The organism is Mesorhizobium japonicum MAFF 303099 (assembly GCF_000009625.1).
GTDB lineage: Bacteria > Pseudomonadota > Alphaproteobacteria > Rhizobiales > Rhizobiaceae > Mesorhizobium > Mesorhizobium japonicum.
Genome location: NC_002678.2, coordinates 1875093 through 1897447, shown reverse-complemented (window position 1 = coordinate 1897447; position 22355 = coordinate 1875093). Strand labels below are relative to the sequence as shown.

General features: G+C 64.0%; 19 protein-coding genes. 2 read left to right on the top strand and 17 right to left on the bottom strand.

Annotation, left to right across the window (positions count from 1 at the left end):
• Position 1: 1 nt before the first annotated feature.
• The 11 genes from tssL to tssA all read right to left on the bottom strand — a co-directional run bounded on the left by tssL (position 2) and on the right by tssA (position 12027).
• The gene (gene tssL, locus MAFF_RS10340) at positions 2–1330 is read right to left on the bottom strand and encodes a type VI secretion system protein TssL, long form (protein ID WP_010910852.1); all 1329 of its coding nucleotides are present in this window, start codon (positions 1328–1330) and stop codon (positions 2–4) included.
• Positions 1331–1334: 4 nt separating this feature from the next.
• The gene (tssK, locus tag MAFF_RS10335; protein WP_010910851.1) at positions 1335–2669 is read right to left on the bottom strand and encodes a type VI secretion system baseplate subunit TssK; all 1335 of its coding nucleotides are present in this window, start codon (positions 2667–2669) and stop codon (positions 1335–1337) included.
• Between the two features lie 40 nt (positions 2670–2709).
• Complete coding sequence (gene tssJ / locus MAFF_RS10330; protein WP_010910850.1) at positions 2710–3162, bottom strand: type VI secretion system lipoprotein TssJ; 453 nt, start codon at positions 3160–3162, stop codon at positions 2710–2712.
• 3 nt (positions 3163–3165) lie between these two features.
• A complete protein-coding gene (tagH, locus tag MAFF_RS10325) occupies positions 3166–4626 on the bottom strand; it encodes a type VI secretion system-associated FHA domain protein TagH (protein ID WP_010910849.1) in 1461 nt (486 codons plus the stop codon).
• A complete protein-coding gene (gene tssG / locus MAFF_RS10320; protein WP_010910848.1) occupies positions 4623–5690 on the bottom strand; it encodes a type VI secretion system baseplate subunit TssG in 1068 nt (355 codons plus the stop codon). The genes tagH and tssG overlap by 4 nt, the downstream gene beginning before the upstream one ends.
• Positions 5654–7528, bottom strand: coding sequence for a type VI secretion system baseplate subunit TssF (gene tssF / locus MAFF_RS10315; protein ID WP_010910847.1), 1875 nt, complete (start codon positions 7526–7528; stop codon positions 5654–5656). The genes tssG and tssF overlap by 37 nt, the downstream gene beginning before the upstream one ends.
• A gap of 1 nt (position 7529) precedes the next feature.
• Positions 7530–8282 carry a type VI secretion system baseplate subunit TssE gene (tssE, locus tag MAFF_RS10310; RefSeq protein WP_010910846.1) on the bottom strand — a complete coding sequence of 251 codons (753 nt, stop codon included), beginning with the start codon at positions 8280–8282 and terminating at the stop codon, positions 7530–7532.
• Positions 8269–8718 carry an Hcp family type VI secretion system effector gene (locus MAFF_RS10305; protein ID WP_162034372.1) on the bottom strand — a complete coding sequence of 150 codons (450 nt, stop codon included), beginning with the start codon at positions 8716–8718 and terminating at the stop codon, positions 8269–8271. Before MAFF_RS10305 ends, tssE begins: the two co-directional genes overlap by 14 nt.
• A gap of 82 nt (positions 8719–8800) precedes the next feature.
• The gene (gene tssC, locus MAFF_RS10300) at positions 8801–10306 is read right to left on the bottom strand and encodes a type VI secretion system contractile sheath large subunit (protein ID WP_010910844.1); all 1506 of its coding nucleotides are present in this window, start codon (positions 10304–10306) and stop codon (positions 8801–8803) included.
• A gap of 3 nt (positions 10307–10309) precedes the next feature.
• Positions 10310–10846, bottom strand: a complete 537-nt coding sequence (gene tssB, locus MAFF_RS10295; protein ID WP_010910843.1) for a type VI secretion system contractile sheath small subunit — start codon at positions 10844–10846, stop codon at positions 10310–10312.
• Between the two features lie 5 nt (positions 10847–10851).
• On the bottom strand, positions 10852–12027 hold the full coding sequence (tssA, locus tag MAFF_RS10290; protein ID WP_010910842.1) for a type VI secretion system protein TssA: 1176 nt from the start codon (positions 12025–12027) through the stop codon (positions 10852–10854).
• Between the two features lie 323 nt (positions 12028–12350).
• Here tssA and tssH point away from each other — a divergent pair, with 323 nt between their 5' ends.
• Together tssH and MAFF_RS10280 are read left to right on the top strand one after the other, a co-directional pair.
• Positions 12351–15188 carry a type VI secretion system ATPase TssH gene (gene tssH / locus MAFF_RS10285; protein WP_010910841.1) on the top strand — a complete coding sequence of 946 codons (2838 nt, stop codon included), beginning with the start codon at positions 12351–12353 and terminating at the stop codon, positions 15186–15188.
• A 73-nt stretch (positions 15189–15261) separates the two neighbouring features.
• The gene (locus MAFF_RS10280) at positions 15262–15837 is read left to right on the top strand and encodes a flavin reductase family protein (RefSeq protein WP_244420763.1); all 576 of its coding nucleotides are present in this window, start codon (positions 15262–15264) and stop codon (positions 15835–15837) included.
• 8 nt (positions 15838–15845) lie between these two features.
• On the opposite strand, the gene MAFF_RS10275 is transcribed toward MAFF_RS10280, so the two are convergent.
• The 6 genes from MAFF_RS10275 to MAFF_RS10250 form a co-directional block, all read right to left on the bottom strand.
• On the bottom strand, positions 15846–16595 hold the full coding sequence (locus MAFF_RS10275) for a ribonuclease activity regulator RraA (protein ID WP_010910838.1): 750 nt from the start codon (positions 16593–16595) through the stop codon (positions 15846–15848).
• Between the two features lie 23 nt (positions 16596–16618).
• Complete coding sequence (locus tag MAFF_RS10270) at positions 16619–17782, bottom strand: mandelate racemase/muconate lactonizing enzyme family protein (protein WP_010910837.1); 1164 nt, start codon at positions 17780–17782, stop codon at positions 16619–16621.
• A gap of 26 nt (positions 17783–17808) precedes the next feature.
• Entirely contained in the window at positions 17809–18906 is a 1098-nt protein-coding gene (locus MAFF_RS10265) for an ABC transporter ATP-binding protein (RefSeq protein ID WP_010910836.1), read from the bottom strand.
• 10 nt (positions 18907–18916) lie between these two features.
• The gene (locus MAFF_RS10260; RefSeq protein ID WP_010910835.1) at positions 18917–19807 is read right to left on the bottom strand and encodes a carbohydrate ABC transporter permease; all 891 of its coding nucleotides are present in this window, start codon (positions 19805–19807) and stop codon (positions 18917–18919) included.
• On the bottom strand, positions 19804–20763 hold the full coding sequence (locus MAFF_RS10255) for a carbohydrate ABC transporter permease (RefSeq protein ID WP_010910834.1): 960 nt from the start codon (positions 20761–20763) through the stop codon (positions 19804–19806). Before MAFF_RS10255 ends, MAFF_RS10260 begins: the two co-directional genes overlap by 4 nt.
• Before the next feature lie 77 nt (positions 20764–20840).
• A complete protein-coding gene (locus tag MAFF_RS10250) occupies positions 20841–22319 on the bottom strand; it encodes an ABC transporter substrate-binding protein (protein ID WP_032931227.1) in 1479 nt (492 codons plus the stop codon).
• Between the last annotated feature and the right edge of the window lie 36 nt (positions 22320–22355).

Genomic DNA, 22355 nt, shown 5'->3' with positions numbered 1-22355 from the left:
CTCAGAGCCTCTTTTCGACCAGGACCTCGACGCGCCGGTTGAGCGCGCGGCCCTCGCGCGTCGAGTTGTCGGCGACCGGATCGGAGTCGGCGCGGCCTTCGGAATGGATGCGCTCCTGTGGCACGCCAGCCTGCACCAGGAGGTCCGCTATGGTTTGGGCACGCGCCTCCGAGAGCCGCTGGTTGCTCGCGAGCGGATTGGACCTTTGCAGGCGCACATTGTCGGTATGGCCGACGATCGTGATGTTTCCGATCAGCTCCTGATTGGCGAGGATCACCTTGGCGATCGACTGGATCAGCGGTTCATAGCCTTGCGACAGTGTCGGCCGCGAAGACTGGAAGAGTTCGGGGTTGGAGGACTGGATGATCAGCTTGGCCAGCGAGACGCTCTCAGTGCCGCTGAGCGCGTCCTTGAGGCTCGCCGGCGCTTCGGCCTTGAATGCGGGCAGCAGCGCGAAATCGACCGGCTGTGGCGGTTCGGGTGCGGGCGCATCCTGCTTGGGCGCGGCGCGGGCAACGTCGGCGCGCGAGGCCGGCGGCAGCGTGCGCACGAGGGCGGAGAGTTCGACCGCCTGGCTGCTCAAGCTCATCGACAGACCGATATAAGCGACGGCGGCGACGACAACCGCGGCAAGTGCCATCACCCAGATCGGAACGATGAAGCGCTGCGGCTCGTCGGAAGCGATCACGCCTTTCCAGTTCGGCGACAGCGGCGCGTCCTCGGCGTCGGCATTGCGCAGGAAGCGCGCGGCTGCCACACGCACGGCATTGAGCGAGCGGTCGCCGGCGCGGCCGGGCACCCGGTACTTGCCGCGGAAGCCGAGCGCCAGGCAGTAATACTGAAGCTCCAGCATCTCGCGGTCGCGGTTGGGATGGCGCTCCAGCTCGTCAAGGCGGGTGAAAAACTGGGTACCGGCATCGACATCGCCACGCAGCATGACCACCAGCGGCTGGCGCGGCCAGGCGCTGGCGCCACCCCATGGCGTGTTCAGCGCGAGGTCGTCGAGCAACGCCGCCACGGCCCAGGCCGCCTGGTCGGCGCGCTCCAGCGAAGAGCCTGCCGCCATCGCGGCGTCGCGCGCCTGAACCAGCTCGTCTAGCAGGCGCGTGCGCATCGCTTCCGGGTTCTCCGGCGCCAGCGCGCTTTCGAGCTCCGGCGCGAATTCGAGCAATGGCGCGAAGATATTGATGAGCGTGTTGGGATGGGCGCGCGCCCTTTTGACCGGCGCGCCCGGTGCCAGCGGCGCCATCGGCCGTGGCGCGGCGCCCGCCAGCCTGATGCGTGTGCGTTCGCGATCCTCCGACAGTCCGAAAGGATCATCCCGGCTCATGGCCTCACCTGTTCACTGAGTAGCAGTCGACCTGCGGCTCGCTCGGCAGGACACCTGAAACGCCGATGACGAAGCCGGGGGCGTCGAGCAACGAGGCCCAATGCTCGCTCTTCTGGTCAAGCTCCAGGCACAGCCGGTCGCCATCGTAGGGGATCTCGCGTGGCTGCGAATGAAGCGGTTTCAGCGGAATACCCGGCAGGCGCGACTTCCAAAGACCTTCGAACTGGTCAGCGGCGCCGACCGTCGCCTGGTTGACGAAGATCTTGCGCAGCGCGTCTTCCGACAGTTCCGATCCGACGCGGATGACGATGCGGCTGGCGACCAAGAGCTTCGGGTTGTCGATGCGCACTTTCCAGACATTGGTCGCGTGCCGCATGACCGGCAGCGCGCGCGATTTCGGCTCGATGTAGCGCAGGCTGAGAATGAGCGAGCGCAAGGCATCGGCCAGCGCCATATAGGCGGGGCCGGGCGCCATGTGATCGTAGGCCGGCAATTCGCCGAGCCGCCGCGAGCTCGAGCCGTAGGTTGCCATCTCGCCGGCCAGTCCGGCCAGTTCGAGATAGAGTTCGGCCGGATGAAAGACATCCTGCGCGAGCATATGGGCAAGCCGCGGGCGAGCGGCATTGGCGAGGTGCAGCATCAAAAGGTCTTCGACGCTGCGGCCGGCGCCGCCCATCACCATCTTGCCATGCGCTTCGGCGATCTGGTCGAGGCCGGTGACGACCTCCTGCAACAATTGCCGGTACCAGTGGACTGCGCCGGTGATCAGCGTCGGCGGCAGGAACGTCTCATCGAGCGAGATGCCGCCGTCGGCGCGCACACCCTTTATGTCGGCGATCGGCAAGGCCGTATAACCGCCGACCGATTTGCCGGGCGCAAGCAGGGCGGCTTGCGGGCGGGCGATCTCGATCTCTTCCGGATCGGCGCCGCTCTGGACGGCGTCGCGCACCGAAACGATCTTGCCGTGGTAGCGCGCGCCCGTCGATGCCGCATGCGCCGGATCGAACCCGACGCCACCGGGTGGCTCGAGCGGCAATGCGACCAGCACCGGACCGGCGCCGGTGTCGGCCGTGACCGGCAGCGGCTTGGGCGCATCCATCAGTTCCGGGATGGAGAAAGGCGTGCCGTCCGGGAAAATGCCCCGGGCGGACACGATCGAGACCTGGCCGGCGTCGAGCAGCGACTGGTCGAGGGTCAGTTGCTGGAAGCCGAAAGTATGGAGCTGGCCGGCCTGCAATGCACCGCGCACCATGCCCTCGAAGAACCGATCCTGCTGCTGGAAGTGCTGGGTCCTGAGAAACAGGCCCTCCGACCACAGCACCCTGTTTGCATCGCTCATGCCACTACTTTCTGCACACGCCCATCCGTGGCCCCTGTCGCTAGGCGGAAATGCCGCCCTTGCCGAGGCTGACATTGATGGTGAATTTCGACCCTGGCGATACCGACTTGGTCGTGCGCCAGTTGCGTCCGCCCGGCTCGCGGATCAGCGCCACGAAGCCGAGTGCCGTGGCGTTCGGCTCGACCGTGATGGTCTTGGCCGCCGTCTTGCCCGGCGCGACCGAGATCGCGTCGGAGCCGATGAGGTCGGCACCGAGCGCCGAGCCCGCATCGCCCTGCAGCGCGAAATAGTCGGCCGAGTTGAACTTGCCGGTGCTGGCAAGCCGCATCACCAGTACCGTCACCGGCCTGTCGCCGCCGCCCGGTCCTGGATTCATGCCGGCGCCGCCGGTCACGTTGACCGAGATAACCGATGGTTTCGGTGGGCCGCTCTGGCAAGCCGCAAGCAGCCCCGTGGCGCCGAGGGCAACGACGAATTCGCGTCTGTCGATCATGTCCTACTCCTCCTCTTCATATGCGTCCCTGAAGTCTGCGCCGATCTCGCCCAGGAAGCTCGATTCCGCGCTCTGGGCGATGTCGCGATGGCGTTTCTGGTAGAGCTCCCACAGCTTGGCGTTACGCCCGCCGGAGAGCAGATTGCCGATGGCGGAATTGGACTTGAGCTCTTCCTCGATCGCGGCCGGATCGAAACGGTCGATCATGCGCCGAAGCGCGGCCTGAACGCCGCGCCAAGCGCGTATGTGATGCTGTGCAAGGTCCTTTACCGCATCGTTGATCGCCGCCTCGCCGGAGAGAAAGCCCGGACTGCGTTCCGAGATGATGGTGACGATGACATCCTCGGCCGTCGGCAGGAATTTGAGCGGGTTGACCTCGGAAGCACCGACCACCGTCTGGGCGACGCGCGCGCTTCCCTTCTCCTCGGCGCGCTTGCGCAGGAGTTGCATCAAGCCATCCAGCATCAGCCGGTATTCACGCCCGAATTTTTCCATTTCGGCGATCGGATCGCGGCCTGGGAAATCGGCCTCCTCGACGCCCATGCCGCGCAAGAATGCGGCACGCAGCGCCATATCGCCGGATGCGGACTGCGCCGGGCGCGCCGGCCTGGGCGTCGGAGCGGCGCGTCGCGGCGGCGGTGGCTCGGCTGCCTGAGCCGGCACATCCCAGGGATGTGCTGCGCGCGGCTTTTCAGCCTGATGCTGCACACGTCCTGACGGGTCGGCGCCGTTGGCGAGAGGCGGGGTCGCGGCCGGCCCAAAGCTGAAATCGTCATCGAAGCTGGCCGGCTTTGCCGCATGCCCGGACGCATCGTTGCGCGAAGGCATTTCGCCGAAGCCGAACGGATCCGGCTGATCCGGAGCGGCGAGATCACTTGACGGCGACGTCGCCACCGGGTCGAGGCTGAACGGGTCGTCAAAGGCGGGCGAACTGCGTTGGCTGGATGCGCGGTCATAAGCCCCGGGAACAGGCTGCTCGAACGGGTTCGGCAAGTCCGACGGGCGTGGCGGGCGCGGTTCTTCCTCGACCTTGGCCGAGAAGAAGTCGTCACCGCCGATGCTGGCAGGCGTTCGCGCTCCCTGCGATGACCACGCAGGCGCGGGTTGGCCGGTGACAGGGGCTGGGCCGACCGACGTCCGGTTCGCTTTGGATTGAACCTCGACGTGGAAGATATAGTCGCCCATGCGCAGCCGCATGCCGCTCTGCAGCCGCATCGACCTGCCAGGACCCAGGGGGCTGTCGGAGTCATCGACGAACAATCCGCTGCTCGACGTGTCGGTGACGAAATAGCCATCCCGGTCGCCGCGGATCTTGCAATGCGCGCGCGAGACGAACATGTCCGGGTCGTCGATCTGCCAGCCGGCGTCGGCGCTGCGCCCGATCACCAATTCGCCCTCGTCAAGCCGGGTCTGCCTGACCACTTGCGAGCGGGGGCCTTGTTCCAGCGTCAGCAGCAGGCTCATGCGGCCGCCTCCGCCATTTGCGGCCGCCAGCCGACGATGGTGTGCAATCTGAGATCGTCGGCATCACCCCTGTCGGCGGGACGTGCCAGCCAGGCGGTCCGGCCAAGCTGGACGGTCCCGACCTGTGGCGACGGCACGGCGTCGCGCGCGAGCACGATGCGCAAATCGACGTCGAGCGTCTCGCCGATCATGTCGCGCACCGCCTTCTTGAACAGGCCAAGACGCCGTTCGCCGGGCAAGAACGACCTGAAGTCGTCGAGGCTCAGCGGACCGACGCGCAGTTCGATCCTGCTTTGGCGGCTGAAGACCCGCGGCCCGATCGTCGCGCCGCGTCCGAGCCCGGCATGGGCCTTGCCGAGACGCGTCTGCAGTGCCGCCGGAATGCTGATCCAAGCGGCGACGAATTCCTTGATCTGCACCGGCACCTTGAAGGCGGTGGCGAGAAACTGCGTCAGCCGCTCCGCGCCGTCGATCTGGCTGGCGAGCGATCCAGCCTGTCGCAGTCGCACAGTGTCGAGTTCGGGATCCTGGGTGCCGGGGAGACCGATCCCGGACATTGCCTCCAGCATGGCGCGAACACGCCCGCCGACGGACCGCTCGACCTGCACCGCCGGATGCGCGTCAGCCCAGGCGCGATAGTAAAGGGCCATCATGCGGTGCTGCAGGATGTTGACGAAATCGACGAAGGTCGTGTCGCTGGTCTGCTCGGCATCGGCCCCGGTGAACCAGCGCTGCGACAGCCGGTCGAGCACCCAGCGTGTCAGGTGCAATGGCATCGGTCCTTCCGGCCCAAGCAGCCCGAGATTGGCGACGGTCACCCGCGCGGGGGCCTTCTCCCCGGCGTCCTGGAGCTTGATGACGTCGCGGGCCGAGAAGCTCAGGCGCACATGCTGGCCAAGTCTTGCCGGCTCGCGGTCGGCCGTTCCGGAATGGCCGAACAATCCACGGCGCTGCTCCAGGCGCCGCAACAGCTCGAAAAAGTCGAAGCTCTCCAGCAACGGTTCGGCCGCGACCGTTGCGGACTCCGCTAGATCAGGTAGCGATTGCCGGGCGTCATCGGCCATGGCACATCCTCCTGCTTCTGCAGCAACCGCGTACGGGTCCGGACAAATCCGTTTATCCCTGCATGGCGGGCGAACAGCCGCGAAAGCAGGGCCGAAAGCAGCAGCGAACTTTGACCCGCCAGCACGGACTGGTCGACATGCAATGTCACCTCGGTGCCGCGTCCGAAACACATTGGCCCGTCGATCTGGAGCCGCTCGATCACCGGGCGTGAATCGATACGCACGATCGAATGCACATTGCGGGCAAGGCTGGGATCGCCGCGATCGGCATAGAGGTCGAGCAAGGCATGCAGCGGATCCACGCCACGGCCTTCCTGGGCAAGGCTGAGGAAGTTGAGAGAGAGCTGCGCCACCAGTCGCCAGGCAAGATTGTCGGCGCGGGATTCGCCTGCGGCGCTGGCCGGGAGGGACGCCGGGATTGCCGGCTGCGGCGCCCGCAGCGCTCCAAGCAAGCGCACCGCTTCGACCGGATCGGCCGTCTCCAGCGTCAGCGTCGGCGTGTCGTCCAGGATCGGCAGGTCGCGGTTGGTGCACAGCGCCGTGATGTCGAGACGCTTGAGTGGCCGGTTTGGCGAGCTTCCTGCCGGCCGCGAGACGGCGATAAAGACATCGTCGCCCGTGTAGGAGGTGCGGGTCAGGCCCTCGCGCCGCTCGTCTTCGGTGGCCCGGCGCGGACGTCGCTCCGTCGAATAGACCCAGCCGCTGCCGCGGTTCTGCCCCAGGCTGAACAATTCGGGAATTGTCGCCTCGCCGCTCTCCGCGTCGGCGTCCTCGACCCGGGTGACCCGGAAGATTTCGAAATCCCGCGCCCGGGTGCGGTCGGCGTGCAGCACCTGACGCGTTTTGCGCGGGTCGATCTCGATGACGTTGCATTCGCGTTCGAAGAGATTGATGACCGGTGTCACGAACAGCTCGAAATCGGCAACCGTCACATCGGCGAGCTCGGGCACTGGACGCCGGAACAGGAAGATGATCTCGATCCCCCCATCGCACTTGCGCACCACCGACTGGAGGCCGGCGACCCGCACATAATGGAAGCGCTCCGGGATCATGAAATATTCGCGCAGCAGCCGGTATCCCTCGAAGGTCGGACGGGTGCGCGGCATCAGCGCTTCGTCGTCGCGGATGCCGATCATTTCGGGCTCAGGCAGCGCCGTCAGCGGGTTGGTCTTGCCTTCCGCCCGCGCGCCGAGACCCGAGCAAGCGCCGAAGATTGCATCGAAAAGCAAGGGCGCCCTGGCGCGCCCGGCGAAATAGAGGTCGAGACGGTCAAGCGACAGTTCGCTGAGCTTGCCCTTTCCCGTCCGGACGAGGGTGACGCGAAACGCCGCCTCGCCGCGCGCGTCGCCGATCGGCGCGATTCCGGCGGCGGCGAGCGCGCTGCGATCCTGGAAATAGCTGACCGAGGTGATCGCGATCGGCCAGAGCGTGACCTCCTGCGCGGTGGTGAAGGTCGAACGCGTCGAAAGCCCTGGATTGAGGCCGGAGACAAGTCGTGTGCCGCGCGGGACGGCGTGGCCAGCAATCATCGACTGCACCTGCTGGCCGGGTTTCAGCACGGCCATCGCCGTCGCCGGCGCCGGCGTCACCAGATCCGGGTAAAGCACATCGAGAACGGCGCGCGAGAAGCGCGAGCGTTCCGCGTCGACCTTCAGACGGGTGCGGGCGGCCAGGAAGGCCACGCCGTCGAGCAGCCGTTCCACATAAGGGTCGGGACATGGGACCGTGTCGAGGGAAAGATTACGGGCGACCGCCGGATGCATGTCGGCGAATTCCGCGGCCAACGCCCGGATATGGGTCAGTTCTTCTTCGTAATACTCCACGAAGACCCGATCCATCTCAGGTCTCCCGGAATTCGGTTCGTGCCAGCCCGTTGTCGAGATTGATCGTGGTGCGCAGCCGCATGCGCTCCGGTGTCGGGGCCATGATCAACACCGCGTCGATCTCGATCTTGAGGCCGACGTTCTTGTCGCCGAGCGTGACGTTGACGGTCGTGGCGCTCTCCTTCAGGCGCGGCTCGAAAGTGGCAAGCACCGCGCGGATTTCGCGCGCCAGCACATCGCGGTCGAAATCCCGCGAAGAGCGGCCGGAAAAGGACGGCACGCCATAATTGACCACGCTGCGGCGTACCTCCGGAAAGTCGGCCAGCGACGGCAGTTCGTCCAGGGGCTGTTCGTGTTCGGCATCGGAGAGCATCGGTACGGATTCGAAGCGCTCGGTGTTGAACAGGGCCTCGATGTCGCGCCGCACGGCTTCTCTCAACACGCGTGCCGAAACCACCACGCCGCGGCTTTCGATCTCGGCGCGATGCTCGGCCTGGAAGACCAGTCGGTGCAGGCGCCGTCTCTGCTCGGGCGTCAGTTCGGCGTCGGTATCGATGCCGCGCGCGCTGCCGGCAAGAAGAGCCTCGACGCGCTCGGCGCCGAGTTCTTCATCCAGCAGCCGGCGCAGCCCGTCGATCTCCGAGGCCAGCCCCGGCAAGTCGTTGACGAGGCGATCCCAGAGCGAGGGCTGGACCGCCTCGCGCTTTGCCCGCGAACTGCCGGCAAGCTGCGACTTCGCGCCAAGCCGCTTGGCCTCACTTGCCGACATAGACGTCCATTTCGATCTCGTCGTCCTTGTCGTAGACGAACTTGATCTTCTTGTAGGCGAAGCTGACTTCTTCCTCGATAAGATCGGCCTCGTCGGTGGCCTGCCGCATATCGTACTCCATGACCGAGGCGTCGGTGAGCGTCACGACCAGATAGTCGCTGGTCTCGCCGTCAATGGTGCGGCGTGCCGAGAACACCACCTCGTCGAGCGCCTTGTTCTCGAACAGCGCCTTCTTCAGATATGGCGACGACTTGTCGTAGTGCTTGATGAATTTGATCATTCCCATCGACACACGGCCGCGTCGCGAAAGCGAATTCGGGTCGTAGGGCGCTATCATCTTGTAATCGACGCCATGCACTTCGATCTCGTCTTCATGGCCGTCGCGCTTGCTCGGGCCCTTGATGTCCGGGACTTTCAAAAAACCATCGATCTTCATTGAAGGAGCCTCGCTTCTCTCTGTGGTCGGCATTGTCTTTCTCCACCGCTTTCAAACGAAACAAGATGACTTCGCTGCGACTTCAGCCCTTCACTGACGGCAGTTCCGACACCAGCCGGAGGGAAGCGTTGATGCCTTCCAGCTGGTAGTGCGGACGCAGATAGAAACGGGCGTTGTAGTAACCGGGCCGGCCTTCGACGCTGTCGACCTGAACCTCGGCAGCGGCAAGCGGACGCTTGGCCCGCGCCTTGTCGTCGGCGAAGGCCGGATTGGCCAGCACGTACCGGTTGATCCATTCGGTCAACCAGATCTCCATATCGGTGCGTTCCTTGAACGATCCGATCTTGTCGCGCGCGATCGCCTTGAGGTAATGCGCGAAACGCGACACCGGGAAGAGGTAGGGCAGGTTGGCGCTCAGCCGTTCGTTCGACTGGGCGTCGGGGTCGACGAGGCGCCCGGCGCGCGTCTCGTCATCCTGGAGCGAGTGCGCGCCGATGAAGGCTGCGAGATCGGTGTTCTTGCGGTGCAAGATCGGCATCAGGCCAAGCTTCGCCAATTCCGCCTCGCGCCGGTCGTCGATGGCGACCTCGGTCGGGCATTTCATTGCGATCGAACCGTCGTCCGTCGGGAAAGCGTGCACCGGCAGGTTGAGCACCGTGCCGCCATTCTCGACGCCGCGGATCTGCGTTCCCCAGCCATAGAGCTTATGGCTGCGGTTGATGTTGACGCCCATCGGGAAGGCGGCGTTCATCCAGACATATTTGTTGTGGTCGCCGCCCACCTCTTCCTCGAAGGTGAAGCCCTTCACCGGAACGGTTTCCGAGCCGTAGGGCAGGCGTGCCAGCACGCGCGGCATGGTGAGCCCGATATAGCGGGCGTCCTCGCTCTCGCGCAGCGACTGCCATGAGGCATAGGCCGGGTTGTTGACGATCATCTGCAGGTCTTGCGGGTTCGGCAGTTCCTGCCAGCTGTCCATACGGAACAGCCGCGGCGAGGCAGCCGCGATGAATGGCGTGTGCGCCGAGGCACAGACACCCGAGATGTTGCGCAGCAGGCCGACGTCGCGCGGATGGTTGGAGAATTCGTAGGCGCCGATGATGCAGCCGATCGGCTCGCCGCCCAGCATCGAATACTCGTCCGTGTAGACTTTCTTGAAGATCGGGCTCTGGTCCCACATCTGGCCTTCATAGTCTTCCAGCGTGTCGGCCAACTGCTCCTTGGAGATGTTCATCACCCGGATCTTCAGCTTGGTGTCTGTCTCGGTGTTGTTGATGAGGTACCAAAGGCCTCGCCAGGTGCCTTCCATCTCCCGCACTTCCGGGGCATGCAGGATCTCGTTGACCTGCGTCGTCAGCATCTTGTCGATGCCCGCGATCAGCGACTTGATCGACTTGATCGCATTGGACGAGATGGTCGTCGTCTCGGAGCGGGACTGAGCGGCCAGCGCCAGGTTGCGCACCAACTGCTGCAGTTTCTCGCTGTCGTCCTTCTTGACCTTGAAATCCTTTTCAAGGAGGCCGCTGAACTCGCCAAGATCGATGGCTTCGGCCTCGGCGGTAGCGGCTGCGGTCTTTTGCTGTTCGGCCATGACTTACTCCTCGCCCTTGCCGTCAGAAATCGCCTGGCTGGCGATCTTGCTCAGCAGCGGCTCGTTGTTCAGAAGCTGCGCGATGCGCTTTTCGGCGTCGACCCGGCCATCCATGAAGCCCAGCAGTTCCTCAAGCTGACGCCGCATCTTGAGGATCTCGGCCAGTTGCGGCACCTGCTCGGCGACCTTGTCGGGCGCGAAATCGCCCATTTTGGAAAAGGTGAGATCGATCGCCAGTTCCTCGTCCCGCTCGGCGCCTTCGGCTTGCGGCAACGTGTTCTTCACGCGCGCCTTCACGCGTGGTCCCATCGCTTCCATGAATTTGGGGAAGCGATTGGCGTCGGTTTCGACGAAATTGCGGTCCAGAACCGACTTCGACGCTTCCTTGGTCTGCGAGGCGCCGGAAAGGTCGGCCATGACAGCCATGACGAACGGCAACTCGATCGTCGTGGGGCTGCCGTAGGTTTCGACGTCGTAGGCGATCTGCACGCGCGGGGCGCGGTTTCTTTCGATGACCTTGGCTTTGCTCTCTGCTGGCATGCTGGTTACCTTTCATCCTTCTGGGCCGGCTTCTTGGGATCGGCGACACCGGCAAGCAGCCGGAATTCCTTCAGCCCCGACGGGGCGAGATCTTCCATCAGTTCCACGAAATCCATGTGCACCATCCTGCGCACGCGCCGGGCGAGGTGCGGGATAGGGCTGGACGGCTCGGTGCGGTCGTAGAAGGCGACCACGAGATCGAGGCATTTGACGACGTCGTCGCGCGAGTTGATCCGGTCAGGCAGGCCGGCGCTGGGTTCCACAGAGCTTGCCACACTTGCCATCGTCTCGGCTCCATGACCGTTTTGGGTGGGCGTCGATGCCGGTTGAGCCGGCTGCGGGGCGGGCCTCGTCGCACCGTTGACCATGGCGCCGGCGCTGGAATTCCGCTCCAGCGTCGTCAGCAGGCGCTGCAGGAACTTCTTCAGATCCGGAACGGCCGCGCCATTGCCGTCGATGCGGGCATTGAGCGCGGTATCCACCGCCTCCAGCGCCGAAATCGCGGCGCGCGCATCGGCCAAAAGTGTCGTGACAGTGTCCGCGGCCTGATCGATCTGCGCCGCGCATCCCGTGCGCACCCGATTCAGCAGTTGGTTGTGGGCGGCCGTCAGCGCCGCCTTTTCGGCCGTTCCGAGGCCCGAGGCTGCTTCCTGGAGCATGACGCGCTCGTCGAGCGCTGCCTGTTCCAGGTCTCGCCCGCTGATCGGCCCAATGGCGCGCGGTGAGAAGAAGACGGTCTGCCTGAGGTTCCCCAGCAGGCCTTCCTGGCCGTTCTGGAGGTCAAGCAGCGCATTGATGCGTCGCAGCGCCGCGTCGCGGGGTGTGGCACCCGTCCGCAAAGCCGGATGCATCGTATCCCAGTACTGCTCGAAAGTCCTTGCGATCAAGGTCAGCCCCTGGGTGAGGCCGGCGAGCTTCTCTTCATTGGCCAGCGCGCGCGTGACGATGACCAGAAGGCGCAAATCCCGGCCGCGCGACTGCAATTCTTCCGATTTTTCGAGGACGGCGGCCCAGTCGACGGAGCTGGTTGATTGCGAAGCCTTGTTGCCACCGTCATGGACGACCTTGAGCTGGGCTTCCGTGAGCCGCTCCAGCTCGTGAAAGGCCGGGTCGTTGCGTAAATCCTCTCCCGACGGGTTCGCACCGTTCAGAGGATTCAGCCAGAGTGCGAGATCAATCACACCTACCCCCAGCAAAGGGCCCTGTGACCCATGTGACGCAACGTTATCATCGGTCCCATGCCACGACAATTGAGCACTTCCTCAAAAACTAACAGAAGCTGAATTCTCCGGTAATCTTTCAACGAAACCCACTGCGCGATTGGCGGGCCGGGCATGCGAAATGGTTCGCATAGTTCGGACCACAATCCGGGTGGAGTTTGCAGGGCTTGTGTAACCGCGAGGTGCCGCCTGAACCGGGGCGGAAGGCCTCGTTCGTCACACGGCTTTGTCAAGCGGCCGCTTCTATGGCAGGGTACGGTCAGCAGATTTCGGGGGCAGGTTCAATGGAACAGCGCCGATCGTCGCAGAGTTTCAAGCGCAAGGAACTGGTTGCAAAGCTCAATCCCACGGGGTTGCGCGCCTTCAAGGCTGCCGCGGACACGGCGAAGATGCGCGGCAACCCCTATGTCGAGCTCGTCCATTTCGTCCAGCAACTGGTGCTGTCCGAGCGTTCGGATGTGCAGATGATCGTTGCCGATGCCGGGCTGGATGTCAGCCGGCTGACGGCCGATATGACCCGCGCCATCGACAAGCTTCCCTACGGCGCGACCTCGGTGGAGGAATTCTCCGATCACATCTTCCACGCCATACAGGAAGGCTGGAGCCTGGCCACACTGGAATTCGGTGTCGAGGAGGTGCGCAGCGCGCATATTCTTCTCGCCTGTCTGAAGACACCGGCGCTGGAAGGGCTGGTTTCGAAAATCAGCGCCGAATTCGACAAGATCGATGCGGACGGGGTCATAGCCCGCTTCGCCGACGTCACTGAGGGCTCGCTCGAAGCCGGTTCACCTCCGGCCGCAGCTGCGGCCGAAACACCGATGAAACGCGGTTTGGGCGGGGATTCGGCACTCGCCAAATACGCCACCGACCTGACCCAGCGTGCCCGCGACGGCAAGATCGATCCGGTTATCGGCCGCGATCCCGAAATCCGCCAGATTGTCGATATCCTGATGCGGCGCCGGCAAAACAACCCGATCCTGACCGGCGAGGCAGGTGTCGGCAAGACGGCGGTCGTCGAGGGCTTTGCCTTGCGCATCGCCCAGGGCGACGTGCCGCCGACGCTTCAAAATGTCAGCGTACGCATGCTCGATGTCGGGCTGATGCAGGCGGGCGCCAGCGTCAAGGGCGAGTTCGAAAAGCGGCTGAAGGCCGTCATCGACGAGGTCCAGGCCTCGGAGACGCCGATCATCCTCTTCATCGACGAGGCGCACACGCTGATCGGTGCCGGCGGCGCGGCGGGAACCGGCGATGCGGCCAATCTCCTCAAGCCCGCGCTCGCGCGCGGCGAGCTTCGCACCATCGCCGCCACGACCTGGGCCGAATACAAGCAACATATCGAGAAGGATCCGGCGCTGACCCGTCGGTTCCAGGTGGTCAAGATCGAAGAGCCTTCCGAAACGGTGGCCGTGCTGATGTTGCGCGGTGTCGCCGGTGTTCTCGAGCAGCACCACAAGGTACAGATCCTCGACGAGGCGATCGAGGCCTCGGTTTCGCTTTCGCACCGCTACATTCCGGCCAGACAGCTGCCCGACAAGGCGGTCAGCCTCCTCGACACAGCCTGCGCCCGCGTTGCCGTCTCGCAGCACGCTACGCCGGCGGAGGTCGAGGACATTCTGCGGCGCCGCCAGGCGCTCGAGGTCGAGGAAGGCATCATCGGCCGCGAGGCGGCGATCGGCATCGAAGTGGTCGACAGACAGGCTCGCGTGGAGGCCGGGTTGGCGGAAACCGAGACCACGCTTGCGGCAGCGCAAGCACGCTGGGATCGGGAAAAGGCGCTGGTCGCCGAGATTCTCGATCTGCGCGCCAAACTCCGGGGCGAGGGCGTGCCGCTTGACGCGGTGGAGGGCGGGGAAGCCGCTCCGGGCGAGGCCGTCGATGCGCCAGCTGCCACGTCGCATGAAAGGAAGGCGCCTGAGGCCAAAACGCCGAAACCCGAGACGGCTGAACCCAAGGGCTCGAAGAGCAAGTCCGCGAAAACAAAGGCGGCAAAGATGGAGGCCGTTGCTGCGCACGAGCCTGTTCCTGTGCCGGATTCCGCTGCAGATCTGGCTCGACTGCGCGAATTGATGGCGGAACTTGCCGAGGCGCAGGGCGAGACCCCGCTGATCCTGCCGTCGGTCGATCGCAATGCCGTGGCGGCCGTTGTCCAGGACTGGACCGGCATTCCGACGGGACGGATGCTGTCCAGCCAGACCGAGAAGGCGCTCAAGCTCGCCGCCACCTTGGCTGAGCGCGTTGTGGGTCAGGACCATGCGATGGAGATGATCGCGAGACGTGTGCAGACCAGCCGCGCCGGCCTCGGCGCGCCGGAGAAGCCGGTCGGCGTGTTCCTGCTTTGCGGCCCCTCGGGCGTCGGCAAGACCGAGACAGCCCTGGCGCTGGCCGAAACGCTTTATGGCGGCGAGCAGAACCTGATTTCGATCAACATGTCCGAATTCCAGGAGGCGCACACGGTCTCGACGCTGAAGGGCGCGCCGCCCGGTTATGTCGGTTATGGCAAGGGCGGCATCCTGACCGAGGCCGTGCGGCGCAAGCCCTATTCGGTGATCCTGCTCGACGAGGTCGAGAAGGCGCATCCGGACGTACACGAGATCTTCTTCCAGGTCTTCGACAAGGGGATGATGGACGACAGCGAAGGCCGCCGGATCGACTTCAAGAACACTCTGATCCTGCTCACCTCGAATGTCGGCTCCGAGGTTATCATGGACCGCACGAAGAACGGCACCTTGCGCACCGGCATGGACGATCTGGACACCGCCTTGCGCGGCCCGCTGCTGAAAGTGTTTCCGGCCGCTTTCCTCGGCCGCGTGGTGACGATCCCTTACTATCCGCTCTCGGACGCGATGATCGAGGCGATCACCAGGCACCAGTTCGGCAAGATCGCGCGCCGCCTCAAGGCAACCAACGATGCCGAGCTGGTGATCGGCGACGGTGTCATGGACATGGTCAAGGCGCGCTGCACCGAGATCGAATCCGGCGGACGCATGATCGACGCGATCCTCACCAACACGCTGCTGCCGGAACTCAGCCGCGGCGTGCTCAATCGCTCGCTGGAGGGCAAGAAGATGACAAAAGTCACCGTCGGCGCCTCGTCGGAAGGATTTACCTACTCCTTCGAATAGAGCTCGTTGGGATTCGCCGTTCGTGCCCAGGCGCCGGCCAAAGCGCCCAGGAAAAACTTAATAAAATCAATAGGTGGGTGGCGCCGTGATCACGGCCGATCCCGGCGACAGGCCGGTGGCGATGACCGTGTCCTCGCTGATCTCGGTGAGTGCCGCGCCGCCGGTCGTCGCCTTCTCGCTGTCGATGAAATCGACCTCGTCCGAGCCCGTGCTGCGGGCCGAGACCATGGTGATCCACCTGCTCCGCTTCACCGATATAGACCTGGCGCAACTCTGCGCGTCGAGCGGCGCGGAACGCTTCCCGCCCGGGGGCGCCTGGACGCGGCTGCCCACCGGAGAGCCGCGCTATACCGGCGTTTCGACCTGGTTTCGCGCGCGCCGGCTCGGCCTGCTGCCGATCGAGGGCGCGACGCTGGTCGCGGCGGAGCTGCTGGAAGGCGAGGTACAGCCGGACGAGGTCCCTCCGGAGGCGCATTCGCTGTCTATCTCGACCGTTGCTGGCACAAGGGACTGGACGGCGTCGCCGAGCTGTTCGATTCGTCACGTTTTCTGTGAGCCCGCCCGTGGGCGAGGCAGGCTCAAAATATCGCGCGACGCTGCGGCGAGAGGCCATCGCGCCGCCGGAAGGGCTGCCGCCCGCAGCGAGTGATCCCCGCGCTAATTTGGGTTCCCCAAGCCGTTTGCTTTGCGCCACGCCTCGTACTCTGCGCGCGCGTCGTCATGCAGCGGATAGTAGCGTTGCAATGGGGCGCCTTGGAGGAGCTTCTCTCGCGAGAACTCTTCCCAATCGTGATGCTTCTTCGCTTCTTCGATGACCTTTGCGGCCATTGCGACGGGAACCACCACGACGCCATCATCGTCGGCAACGATGATGTCGCCGGGGATCACCGTGACGCCGCCGCATGCAATCGGAACATTGACGGCATTGGGATAGATGCTGGTCTGCACATGATAGTTGGGCGTCCAGCCGCGCAGCCAAAGCGGCAGGTCGAGTTTTTCGACATTGGGCCTGTCGCGCATGCATCCATCGATGACGATGCCGGCGCCGCCTCTGCCCTTGAAGTAGGTCGACATCATGTCGCCGAAGACACCCGAGCTCATGTCGCCGCGCGCGTCGACCACGACCACGTCGCCTTCCTGGGCGTGATAGAGCACGTGCCGGTGCAGTTGCGTCTCCGGGTCGGCATACTCTCCCTCGTTGAAGAGGTCCGGCCGCTGCGGAAGGAACTGCAGCGTCAGCGCCGGCCCGACGATCGACTTGCCGTGGTTCTGCGCCACCGGTCCGACCATATGCGGATTGCGGAAGCCCATATGGCCTAGCGTGCCGGCAACGGTCGCTGCGCCGATCTCCCTCAATCCCTCGATCAGGTCCTTGGGCGGCCGGATTATGTCGGAGGTATGCGTCATGGTGGACTCCGGTTGAAATTGAACTACCAGTTGGTGACAGAACCGTCGCGGCGCTTGAGGTGGGGCGCTTCCCAGAAGCGGAAACTCTGCGCCTGGATCGCCGCCTCGTTGACCTCGACGCCGAGCCCCGGCAGGTCGCCGACCGGATAGGCGGGGCCGTCGAGTTGTGGTTGCACCGGGAAGAACTCGGAACTGTCGAAGCCCAGCTTTCTTTCGGGCGCCCTGGTCTCGAGCCAGGCGAAATTGGGGACCGCGGCGGCAAGATGCACGGTCGCGGCCGTGCATACCGGGCCAAGCGGATTGTGCGGCATCAGGTCGACATAGTGCGCCTCGCTCCAGCCGGCGACCTTCATCGCTTCGGTGAGCCCGCCGACATTGCAGACATCGAGCCGGTTGAATTGGTGGATGCCGCGCTCGATATAGGGCAGGAACTGCCACTTGCTGGCAAATTCCTCGCCGATGGCGAACGGGATGTCGGTCATCGTGCGCAGGGATTCGTAGGCTTCCGGGGTTTCGTCGCGTATCGGCTCCTCGAGGAAATCGAGCACGCCGCGGCCGAGCTTGTTGCAGAAGCTCGCCGCCTCGGCCACCGACAGCCGATGATGATAGTCGATGCCGAGGACGACGTCGTCGCCCAGCGCCTCGCGGGCCTTGTTCAGCATCCGCGCGGTCACGCCGATCGACTCGCGCGGCTCGAAGATATCCTTGCTGCTTTGCCCGGCGGGAAAGAAGCGGATCGCCTGCCAGCCTTGTTGGTACAATTCGCGGGCCCGTTCGATGGCGACATCGCCCTCGGCCTCGTCACCGGTCGAGGCGAAAGTGGGGATGCGGTCGCGCTGTCTGCCGCCGAGCAGTTCGTAGACCGGCACGCCCAGCGCCTTGCCCTTAATGTCGTGAAGCGCGATGTCGATGGCGGAAATCGCCGCCTGCAAAACGCGCCCGCCTTCAAAATACTGGCTGCGATAGGCCTCTTGCCAGATCCGGCCGATCTGCAGGGGATCGCGGCCGACGAGGAATTCGCGATAGTGCTCGACCGCGCCGGTCACGGCTCTCTCGCGGCCGCTCAGGCCGCTCTCGCCCCAGCCGAAGATGCCCTGGTCGGTCTCGACCTTCACCAGCATCTGGTTGCGCGTTCCCACCCACACCGGGTAGGGCTTGATCGCGGTGATCTTGAGCTTCGTCGTCATCCACGCCCACGTCCCAAACGCCTGTCTCAGGCGGCCTCGAGAGCCATTTCGGTTTCGCCGTCGAACAGGTGCATCCGCTCCTGGTCGAACTCGAGCCAGATCTGCTCGTCAGGCTTGACGGCAATATTGGGGGACACGCTGATGTTGACGATGGCGCCGGAGAGCAGCGCCTGCACGAAGGTGACGTCTCCGGTTGGTTCCACCGTATAGGCCTTGGCCGGAATGGCGCCGGGGACCGCGCTTTTGTGGAGTCTGATCGTCGAGTGTCGCGCACCGAGCACGATCTTCCTGCTGGTCGCGCTCTGCGCCTTGCGCGCGTTGGGCTGCGACAGCCCGAGGCTCCAGCCTTCCGCGCTCTTCAGGACGGTGTCGCCGTTTGCCGTCGATGCCTCCAGCGGAATAAGGCTCATCGCCGGGCTGCCGACGAAGCTGGCGACGAACATGTTGGCGGGATGCGCGAAAACCTGCGCCGGCGAATCATATTGCTGCAGATAGCCGCCGTTCATCACAGCCATCCTGTCCGCCATGGTCACGGCCTCGAGCTGGTCGTGCGTCACATAGACGATCGTCGCCTTGAGGTCCTGATGGAACCGCTTGATTTCGGAGCGCATCTGCACGCGCAGCTTGGCGTCGAGATTGGAGAGCGGTTCGTCCATCAGGAACACCGCCGGATCTCGAACAAGCGCGCGACCCAAGGCCACACGCTGCTGTTGCCCGCCCGAAAGTTCGCGCGGCTTGCGCTCGAGCAACTGTGTCATGTCGAGCACCCGCGCAGCTTCGCGGACCTTCTTGTCGATCTCGGCCTTGGGCAGCTTGCGCATCTGCAGCGGGAAGGCGAGGTTCATATAGACCGACTTTTGCGGATAGAGCGCGTAGTTCTGGAACACCATTGCGATGTCCCGGTCCTTGGGGTCGAGGTCGTTGACCAGCTGGTCGCCGATGACGATGTCGCCCGATGTGATCGGGATCAGCCCGGCGATGAGGTTGAGCGTCGTCGTCTTGCCGCAGCCCGAGGGGCCGACGAGCGCAACGAACTCACCATCATTGACCGTCAGCGAGACCTCGTTGACGGCTTTGAAGCCGCCATAGGTCTTGACGAGATCTTTGAGGACCACATGGGCCATCGGCAACTCCCTAATGCTTGACCGCGCCTTCTGTAAGGGCGCGTACGAAGTATCGTTGCAGGACGAGGAACAGCACCACGACGGGCACGCTCATGATGAAGCTGGCCGCCATCAGGCCCGGAAAGTCTGTCGTGTTTTCCGAGAAGAAGCGCTGGATGCCGACCGGCAGCGTCAGCTGCTCGTTTTTGGAGAGGAAGGTGTAGGCGTAGATGTACTCGTTCCACGCGCCGATGAAGGAATAGATCGCCGTGGCGATGATTCCCGGCGTCGAGAGCGGCATCACGATCAGGATGAAGGCCTGGAACCGCGTTGCTCCATCAATACGCGCCGCCTGCTCGAGCTGCACCGGGATGTTGTCGTAGAATCCCTTGAGCAGCCAGATCGCCAGCGGCAGGCCGAAGGTGAGGTAGGTGAGAACGAGCGAGCCATGCGTGTTCACCAGCCCGATCGCGCGCATCAGGATGAAGAGCGGGACGAGAAAGATCACCGCCGGGAACATGTTGCGCAGCAGGACGGTGAAGAACAGAAAGTTCCGGCCCGGGAAGGTGAAGCGCGAAAACGCGTAGGCCGCGGGAACCGCCACGATCACCGAAAGGATCGTCGTGGCGGTGGAGACGAAAAGGCTATTCCAGAAGAAGCGGAGGAAGTCCTGGCCGACGCTGTTCTGCGGATCGAGCAGCTTCTGGTAGCTGGCAAGGGTCGGTTGGTCAGGCCACCATTGCGGCGGGAACTGCATCGCGGCGAAGCCGGACTTGATCGAGGTGAGCAGCATCCAGACCATCGGCAACGCGGTGTAAAGCAGCATGAACACGAGGAAGATGCGTCCGCCCCACCGCCATCCGTCGAAGCGTAGGCGGCGACGGGCCTGGCCTCGAGCGGCTGTCTCGGCAATCGTGCTCATGCGCTGCCATCCTTCCTGTCGTTGCCGCTTAGCGCGCGGACATAGAAGTAGCCGAACGTCATCAGGATGAGGAACAGCAGCACCGAGTAGGCCGACGCCACCCCCCAGCGCTGCCGGCCGAAGGCGAGCTCATAGATGTGGGTGATCCAGATATGCGATGCGTTCGACGGACCGCCGCCGGTCATGATCCAGGGTATGATGAAGGAGTTGAAGTTGGCGACAGCCAGCAGCAGGATCGTCACAGTCGAGACGTTTCTCAAATGCGGGAAGGTGACGTGCCAGAAGCGCTGCCACGCATTGGCCCCGTCGACTTTGGCGGCGCGCAGCAACTGGTCGGGAACCGTCTGCAGGCCGGCCATCATCATGATCATGGCAAACGGAAATTCGCGCCAGATGTTGACGACGATCAGCGAGGGCAGCACCGTCGAGACGCTGTCGATGAAATTCGGCGGCCGGTCGGCCAGTCCGAGGCCGACCAGCACCGCGCCGATGATGCCGAAGTCCGAGTGGTAGATCCACTTCCAGATATAGGAGGCGGCGACCGCGCTGATGACCCAGGGAATGATCAGGATGGCGCGCAGGACGCCACGGCCGAAAAAGTCACGGTGGAGTGCCAGCGCGGCGGCAAACCCCAGGACGAAGGAGATGCCGGTGGACCCCACCGTCCAGATCAGCGTGTTCCAGGTGACCTTCCAGAACACCGCACTGGTGAGGATGGCCGTGTAATTGTTGAAGCCGACGAAGGTCTTGTCGCGGAGCTGCAGGCCAGGCGGCGTATTAAAGAACGACAGCTCGATCGTGTAGTAGATCGGATAGGCAATGACGATGAGCATCACGGCGATCGCGGGGAGCACGTACGCATAGTCGGCGCGATGCTCCCAGATCTTGCGCAGCACGCCAGATTTACCGGGTTGCAATCTTCGGCGAGCCTCGGTCTTGCCGGTCACGATCGTCACTTTGGCGTGCCCTTGTTCTTCGGAACGAACCGGCTGACCCTCGGAGCAGCCGGTTAAGATCGCAGGTCAGGCTTAGACTAGAGTCCGCCCATCAGGTCTTTCACTTTCTTGGCCGCGTCGTCCGCAGCCTGATCGACGGTCATCGCTCCGGTCAGGGCATTCTGCAGCATGTCCGGGATGATGATGTTCATGATCTCGGGAGATTGCGGCAGCGCCGGGAACGGGATGCCGTATGGCAGCATCGAGGTCGTGACATCGAGGAACTTGATGTTGTCCAGGCGTTCCTTCATCCACTTGGTCTTGAAGCCGTTGAGATTGCCCGGGTTCGAGCCGGCATAGGCCATCTTCAGCGACCATTCCGGGCTGGTCCACATGCAGATGATGGCCTTCGCGGCCGGTTCATCCACCTTGCCGCCCTCGACATATTCGGGCTTCAGGATGTGGATGTTCGAGCCGCCGAACACGACTGCGCGCTTGCCGTCGGGGCCGGTCGGGATCAGGCCGTAGCGCATGTTGTCGATGACGGTCTGCGCCTTGTCCTTGTCGGTGCCGGTCGCCTTCTTCTGCAGGTCGAGCATGACATTATAGTCGGACGGGTGCGAGATCATCATGCCGAGCTGGCCGGCGAGGAACAGCGGCTGGTTGTCGGCCTGCTGGTTGGTGAGCGCCGAAACCGGAACCGACTTGTCGCGGACATACATGTCGTAAGAGGCTTGCAGCGCCGCCTTGCTCTGCGGGCTGTCGAGCTCGATCTCCTTGTAGGTCGGGTTCGCCGTGGCTTCGTCGAAGACGCCGCCGCCATAGGCCCACAATTGAGGCATGAAGCGATACGGGGTATTGCCGGCATTCTTGCGAGCCACGAGGCCGTAACCGGCAATGCCGAGCTTGTCGTGGATCTGCTTGGAATATTTGACGACATCGTCCCAGGTTGCCGGAGCCTTGTCCGGATCGAGACCCGCGCGCTTGAAGATATCGGCATTCCAGATGAACGCCATCGTTTCATTGTTGGTTGGAATGCCGTAGGTCACGCCGTCCCAGGTCACGGCTTTCATGGCGCCGGGCCAGAAATCATCGGTCGAATACCCTACATCCTCGGGCTTCAGCGGCTGCAGATAGCCCTTTGATGCGAACTCGGTGCCACCCAGGATTTGCAGGCGGACCGCCATCGGCGCCGCATTGCCAAGCAGCGCCGTGCGGAACTTGTCCAGGAGGTCGTTGTAGGTGAGGGCCTGTTCCTCGAGCTGGATGTTCGGATAGGTCTTGCGGAAGGTCTCGAAGAAATCCTTGTAGTACTGGCGCAAGAGATCGGGGTCGCCCTCGAACACGCCCTGATACCAGAAGGTCAGTCGCCCCTTGTAGTCGAGCGGGGTGACCTTGGCGCAATCGGCCGCGGTATCAAATTCCTGCGTGCCCGCAATGGAGCGCACATATTCAGGCGACCACTTGCTCAAGTCGACCGGCGCCGCGCCCAGAGCCGGTGCGGACATCAACGATGCGATCAATGCAGTGGAGACAGTGCCGCGCAGGACGGCACCGCCGAGTGTGATCCTCGTCATAGGTATCCTCCAGGTTTCTCTCCCATGCCGCTCTGC

Excerpts from the sequence above, each read along its gene's own strand:
- tssF (WP_010910847.1), bottom strand. The coding sequence starts at position 7,528 with ATGGATCGGGTCTTCGTGGAGTATTACGAAGAAGAACTGACCCATATC.
- tssE (WP_010910846.1), bottom strand. The coding sequence starts at position 8,282 with ATGTCGGCAAGTGAGGCCAAGCGGCTTGGCGCGAAGTCGCAGCTTGCC.
- MAFF_RS10265 (WP_010910836.1), bottom strand. The coding sequence starts at position 18,906 with ATGGCCCATGTGGTCCTCAAAGATCTCGTCAAGACCTATGGCGGCTTC.
- tssG (WP_010910848.1), bottom strand. The coding sequence starts at position 5,690 with ATGGCCGATGACGCCCGGCAATCGCTACCTGATCTAGCGGAGTCCGCA.
- MAFF_RS10275 (WP_010910838.1), bottom strand. The coding sequence starts at position 16,595 with ATGACGCATACCTCCGACATAATCCGGCCGCCCAAGGACCTGATCGAG.
- tssB (WP_010910843.1), bottom strand. The coding sequence starts at position 10,846 with ATGCCAGCAGAGAGCAAAGCCAAGGTCATCGAAAGAAACCGCGCCCCG.
- tssJ (WP_010910850.1), bottom strand. The coding sequence starts at position 3,162 with ATGATCGACAGACGCGAATTCGTCGTTGCCCTCGGCGCCACGGGGCTG.
- MAFF_RS10250 (WP_032931227.1), bottom strand. The coding sequence starts at position 22,319 with ATGACGAGGATCACACTCGGCGGTGCCGTCCTGCGCGGCACTGTCTCC.
- tssK (WP_010910851.1), bottom strand. The coding sequence starts at position 2,669 with ATGAGCGATGCAAACAGGGTGCTGTGGTCGGAGGGCCTGTTTCTCAGG.
- MAFF_RS10260 (WP_010910835.1), bottom strand. The coding sequence starts at position 19,807 with ATGAGCACGATTGCCGAGACAGCCGCTCGAGGCCAGGCCCGTCGCCGC.
- tssL (WP_010910852.1), bottom strand. The coding sequence starts at position 1,330 with ATGAGCCGGGATGATCCTTTCGGACTGTCGGAGGATCGCGAACGCACA.
- tssH (WP_010910841.1), top strand. The coding sequence starts at position 12,351 with ATGGAACAGCGCCGATCGTCGCAGAGTTTCAAGCGCAAGGAACTGGTT.
- tssC (WP_010910844.1), bottom strand. The coding sequence starts at position 10,306 with ATGGCCGAACAGCAAAAGACCGCAGCCGCTACCGCCGAGGCCGAAGCC.
- tagH (WP_010910849.1), bottom strand. The coding sequence starts at position 4,626 with ATGAGCCTGCTGCTGACGCTGGAACAAGGCCCCCGCTCGCAAGTGGTC.
- MAFF_RS10305 (WP_162034372.1), bottom strand. The coding sequence starts at position 8,718 with ATGAAGATCGATGGTTTTTTGAAAGTCCCGGACATCAAGGGCCCGAGC.
- MAFF_RS10270 (WP_010910837.1), bottom strand. The coding sequence starts at position 17,782 with ATGACGACGAAGCTCAAGATCACCGCGATCAAGCCCTACCCGGTGTGG.